Below are 6,000 nucleotides of genomic sequence, written 5' to 3' on the forward strand. Positions count from 1 at the left end.
TTTAAGCGGTTTTTGAAGCATTTTAGTTTTAAGAAAATAAGTGAAACTTACAGTCAAAAAGAGCTTTTAGAAGAAATTACAGTTGTTGTAGCTCTTGATGTCGTTGAGAGGGACACAAGAAATCCTAGTTTTATAAATGAAAGTAAATCATCGGACAGATGATAAATTATAGGGATACTTTAATTACAAAGTATCTCTATTTTTTTATATAAAATTTATAAAGAAGAATTGAATACACGTTGTGATATGTTTTTGCGATATTCAGAAGGCGATATTCCTTTTGTCTTTTGAAAAACACGGCTAAAATACAGAGGATTGTCATAACCAATAATCTGTGCGATTTCATTGATATTATATTGTGTATTTTGAAGTAATGCCTCTGCATTATATATTCTTTTTTTTAGAATATACTGTTTTGGTGTAATCCCAGTGTATAATTTAAAATTACGGATAAACCAACTAGTACTAAAATGATTTTCTTTGGCATAATCATCAATATTAATTGGTTCATTATAATGTTCACAAAAGTAAGAGATTGCGTTATCTATTTCTTCGAAAGCATGTGAATTATCAAAATTGAGAGATGATTTAAAATGTCGCTGAAGTTTGATAAAAATCTGTCGTAAATATATTTCAAGCATTTCTTCATAACCATCTTGGCACATTTGCAATTCTTTTATCATAGAACGAAACAGATTTTGATATTCTGCACCGGATCCACAGTGAAAAACTTTTTTATTAGTAAGTCCATAAGAACGAAGCATGTTCGTGACATTGTTTCCAGTAAAGTGAACCCAGTAAACTTCAGTTTGATCTTTTGCGTAATATTCGTATTTTTGTGGTTCTTTTGGACGATATAGAACCATATGACCAGCATGAACAATAGTTTCTTCATCATTGTTATCAAAATGAAAATGTGCTTTTCCAGCAGCAATATAGAGTAATTGAAAATCTAGTCTACCACGAGGCCGCCATGTGGGGAGTTTTGGACGTGTATATAATTTATAAGTTCCACACATAGTTATGACAAGAGGTTTGGATTTGTCTTTTCGGTCAATGGTTGAATTGTTTAGATATGCATTATTTGTATACATTATAGCTCCTTACATATAGAATGAATCGAAAATATGAAAGATCGATGCAAAAATTCACTTATATTTACTATATGATTTTACCATTTTACAGCTATACTGTCTATTTTAATTTGAAATGATAAAAAATATTTCTATATTTATGCAAATTTGATAGAATTTCAATGAAAGTTCAAAAAAGTGTATGTTAAAAATAATAAAAAACAAAAAAATATATACATTTTTTTGTTGATAGTGTTGTTTTGTGTATGTTTTGAATAATTTATGAAATGGTCTTTGACAATAATTATATATATACTATGTATAAAGAAATTGAGAAAACATTATGGTAAATGAAAGGAGAAATTTTTACATGGAAGAGAGGAGATACCTAAAATGGTATAACAAAGTGGGTTATGGATCAGGCGATATTGCAGGAAATGTTGTATATGCATTTCTGACATCTTTTGTAATGATTTATTTGACAGACACCATAGGCTTAAATGCAGGTATTGTCGGTACATTAATTGCTGTATCGAAATTATTTGATGGTGTATCAGATATTTTCTTTGGTTCTATGATTGACAGAACAAAGAGCAAGATGGGAAAAGCCAGACCATGGATGTTTTATGGATTCTTTGGATGTGCTGTAACATTGTTTGGTGTATTTGCCATTCCAACCAGTCTGGGCAAGACTGCACAGTATGCATGGTTCTTTATTGCATACACATTATTAAACGCAGTATTCTACACAGCAAATAATATTGCTTATGCAGCATTGACATCGCTTGTAACAAAGAATGCGAAAGAGCGTGTTGAAATGGGTTCATTTAGATTTATGTTCTCATTTGGTACCAATCTTTTGATTCAGTCCATCACATTTGGACTTGTAACATCATTTGGCGGTGGGGCAGTAGCATGGAGAATTGTAGCAATCATATACTGTATCGTTGGTATCATATCAAATACATTGTCATGCTTTTCGGTTAAGGAACTTTCTGATGCGGAGCTTAGAGATGGAAAAGAGGAAGAAGACAGTAAGCTTACATTGGCAGAAACATTTAAGCTACTTATATCTAATAAATATTTTGTCATGATTTGCGTTGTATATATTCTTCAGCAGTTAAGAGCAGCTATGCTTAGCGTTGGAACTTACTTTATGACGTATGTGCTTTTTAATCAGAAACTCTTCGGTGTATTCTCGTGGGCAATTAATATTCCATTGATTATAGCACTTGCTATCACACCTACATTGGTTGCAAAAGCAAGAGGAATGTACAAGCTTAATAAGTACAGCTATGTATTTGCTACAATCTGTCGTTTGGGAATTATTGTAGCTGGATATTTAGGAAGCATTCCTCTTATGTTAGTGTTTACCGTATTAACATCTCTTGGTGAAGGACCTTGGCAAGGTGATGTTGGAGCAGTTATCGCAAACTGTTCAGAGCATACATATCTTAAGACTGGTAAGAGAATTGATGGGTCTATGTTTTCGTGTACATCTTTTGGTACAAAGCTTGGTGGTGGTATTGGTGTAGCACTTTCAGGATGGTTACTGGATGCAAGCGGATATGTTAATAATGTAGCTGTTCAGTCAGCAAGCTGTATCAGTATGATGAATGTTATGTACTTGTGGTTACCATTTGCGTTTGATTTGATTATCACAATCATTCTTTCATTCATGAATATTGAAGGTGCAAACGAACAGTTAAAAGAAAGTATGGAATAAAGAAATAGCCTCCAGAGTGAATATTTACTTTTGGGGCTAAATGTAAAATTAGAAAGCGAGGTATGAAAATGAACGCAGATATCAGATGGATTGATAATCCGGAAATATTCAGAGTGAATCAGATTGCAGCACATAGCGATCATGACTATTTCACAAATTATGAAGCGTTGAACAGCAATTCACACAACTTAATACAATCATTAAATGGACAGTGGAAATTTTGTTTTAGCAGAAATGCGATGAGCAGACCGGCTGATTTTTATAAAGAGGATTATGATACATCATATTTTGATAAGATTATGGTTCCGGGTCATATTGAGCTTGCCGGTTATGATCAGATTCGTTATATCAATACCCTGTATCCTTGGGAAGGTAAGACCTACAGAAGGGGTGCTTACAGTATAGAGAGTGCAGGAGATGGAACAGGAATGTTCAGCGAAGCTGAGTATAATCCGGTTGGTTCTTATATTAAAAAATTTGACTTGGATAAGGAGCTTTGTGGTAAGAGAGTTAGACTGTTCTTTGAAGGTGTGGAGCAGGCGATGTATGTATGGTTGAACGGTGAATTTATAGGCTATGCAGAAGACAGCTTTACACCATCCGAATTTGATCTGACACCATATATCAGGGAAAAGGATAATGTGCTTGCAGTTGAGATTCACAAGATGTGCAGTGCAGCATTCTTAGAGGATCAGGATTTCTTCCGCTTCTTCGGTATCTTCCGAAATGTATCTCTTAGAGCACTTCCGGAAGCACATGTGGAGGATATGTGGTTGAATCCGGTGCTGAATGAGGATAATGTGAGCGGAACATTAAATACAAATATTCGTGTATCTGCTACAGAAAATCAGGATGTGTGTGCACGGATTATATTAAAAAATGTGGATGACCAGGTTATCTTAGAAAGAAATATTGAATTAGAAGATAAAGATGGAGACTTTGTTGGCAGCATATCAGACGATATCAAAGACATTAAAAAGTGGGATGATCATACGCCATATCTTTACAAGGCTTACATCGAATTATTAAAAGCAGATGGAAAAATCATAGAAGTTGTTCCGTACAGAATTGGATTTAGAAGAATTGAAATCAAGAACAAGGTAATGCTTTTAAATGGAGAACGACTGATTATCAATGGTGTTAACAGACATGAGTGGAATCCAAAAACCGGAAGATGCATCGGCTTGGAGGATATGGTTTCTGATATAAACTGTATGACAAGAAACAACATCAATGCAGTAAGAACCTGCCATTATCCGGATCAAATTCCGTGGTATTACATGTGTGATGATGCTGGAATCTATGTGATGGCGGAGACAAACTTAGAGAGTCATGGCTCATGGCAGAAGCTTGGTGCGGTTGAGCCGTCAGTCAATATCCCAGGATCCATTTCACAGTGGAGAGAGGTTGTAGTAGATAGAGCCAGAACAAATTATGAGACGTTTAAGAATCATACATCAGTTTTATTCTGGTCTTTGGGAAATGAGTCTTATGCTGGAGATAACATTGAAGCTATGAATGACTTTTTTAAAGAGAAGAAGGATGGAAGGCTGGTTCACTATGAGAGCTCTTTCTATAATAGGGCATATGAAGATACAATTTCTGATATCGAGACTAGAATGTATGCAAAACCAAAAGAAGTAGAAGAATACTTAAATAATAATCCAAAGAAACCTTATATTTTATGTGAGTTTATGCATGATATGGGAAATTCAATGGGTGGACTTGGAGACTACATGAAACTTATTGATAAATATGAAATGTATCAAGGTGGATTTATATGGGATTTTATTGATCAAGCAATTTTAGTAAAAGATCATGTAACAGAAAAAGAAGTTCTACGCTATGGAGGAGACTTTGATGACAGGCCATCAGACTACGAATTCTCAGGAAATGGAATCGTATTTGCTGATCGAAAAGAAAAACCAGCAATGCAGGAAGTGAGGTATTACTATGGCTTATACAGATAAAAGTAAATTAAGAGTTGTATATGGTGATTATACACTTGGTGTACATGGCAAAGAATTTAATTATATATTTTCTTATGCACAAGGTGGATTAGAATCTATAGTAAAAAATGGATATGAATGGTTATATCGCTGTCCAAAGCCTACTTTTTGGAGAGCCTTGACAGATAACGATCGAGGAAGTAAATTTCATATTAAGAGTGGAAGCTGGCTTTCAGCCGATATGTTTATCGATTGTAAAGATGTTCAGGTTTTTATGGATGGTGAAGTACAAAAAATATATGCACCAGATAATAATAGTTATGAAGGAGATGTTTCAGCTGATGAGATCATGGTTCAATATACTTATGAAACAATCAATACTCCTTCTACAACGGTTGTTGTAACATATACGGTAGATATTACAGGAAAAATTCAGGTGAATGTGCATTATAATGGTGTTAAAGGATTACCTGAATTCCCAGTCTTTGGTATGAGGTTTGTTATGCCAACGTTGGCAGATAAATATTTATATAAAGGATTATCAGGAGAAACTTATCCAGATAGAAAAGCAGGAGCAATAGAAGGAGTCTATGAAGTTTCTGATTTGAGCCTAACACCATATCTTGTTCCACAGGAATGTGGTATGAGAATGGATACAGAATGGGTAGATATTGTAAGACATACGAGTCTCGATAATAGCAGGACAGATTATTCATCTCAAACACTTCGTATTGAGAAAAAAGATGAGCCATTTGCTTTTTCATGCTTACCTTATACAGCATCTGAAATTGAAAATGCATTGCATCATGAAGAATTGCCACCAGCAAGAAGAACGATTCTTTGTATTTATGGAGCGGTTCGAGGTGTTGGAGGCATTGACAGTTGGGGCAGCAATGTAGAAGATGAATATTGTATCAGTGCAGAAGAAGATATAGATTATTCATTTACTATCTGTTAAGCAAAGTAGGGACACATATGAATGTTAAGATTACTAGAGATTGGATAAAAAGCTTTTTTGATTAGGACCAACGGTAGATTTATTCGGTAAACTCATTAAATCACGAAGTGTTACCGAGAGAAGTGCAACATAGATTATAAAGAGCAGTTGCAAAAAAAATCAATATAATAAAGATAAAATTTGTTTAATATGCATATTTTGTCTTTTTATATATAAACAACTCAAATATTTTTATTATGCCTTGAACATTTTGTTTAGGGCATTTTTAATGAAGACGATAGATAACCGAAAAAA

Annotated in this window: 4 protein-coding genes; 3 read left to right on the forward strand and 1 reads right to left on the reverse strand. The window is 34.1% G+C overall.

Annotation, left to right across the window (positions count from 1 at the left end; genetic code table 11):
* Window positions 1-215: 215 nt before the first annotated feature.
* Window positions 216-1,094, reverse strand: a complete 879-nt coding sequence (locus KE503_RS02250; protein WP_212384376.1) for a helix-turn-helix transcriptional regulator — start codon at window positions 1,092-1,094, stop codon at window positions 216-218.
* A 349-nt stretch (window positions 1,095-1,443) separates the two neighbouring features.
* On the opposite strand from KE503_RS02250, the gene KE503_RS02255 reads away from it, so the two are divergent.
* The 3 genes from KE503_RS02255 (at window position 1,444) to KE503_RS02265 (ending at window position 5,706) form a co-directional block, all read left to right on the forward strand.
* Window positions 1,444-2,799 (forward strand): MFS transporter, encoded by a 1,356-nt coding sequence (locus tag KE503_RS02255; protein ID WP_212384377.1) that lies wholly within the window; start codon window positions 1,444-1,446, stop codon window positions 2,797-2,799.
* A gap of 68 nt (window positions 2,800-2,867) precedes the next feature.
* Complete coding sequence (locus tag KE503_RS02260) at window positions 2,868-4,769, forward strand: glycoside hydrolase family 2 TIM barrel-domain containing protein (protein ID WP_212384385.1); 1,902 nt, start codon at window positions 2,868-2,870, stop codon at window positions 4,767-4,769.
* Window positions 4,753-5,706 carry a beta-galactosidase small subunit gene (locus KE503_RS02265; RefSeq protein ID WP_055073281.1) on the forward strand — a complete coding sequence of 318 codons (954 nt, stop codon included), beginning with the start codon at window positions 4,753-4,755 and terminating at the stop codon, window positions 5,704-5,706. The genes KE503_RS02260 and KE503_RS02265 overlap by 17 nt, the downstream gene beginning before the upstream one ends.
* Window positions 5,707-6,000: the final 294 nt, after the last annotated feature.

This window comes from Anaerostipes sp. Marseille-Q3525 (assembly GCF_018223505.1).
GTDB classification, from domain to species: domain Bacteria; phylum Bacillota; class Clostridia; order Lachnospirales; family Lachnospiraceae; genus Anaerostipes; species Anaerostipes amylophilus.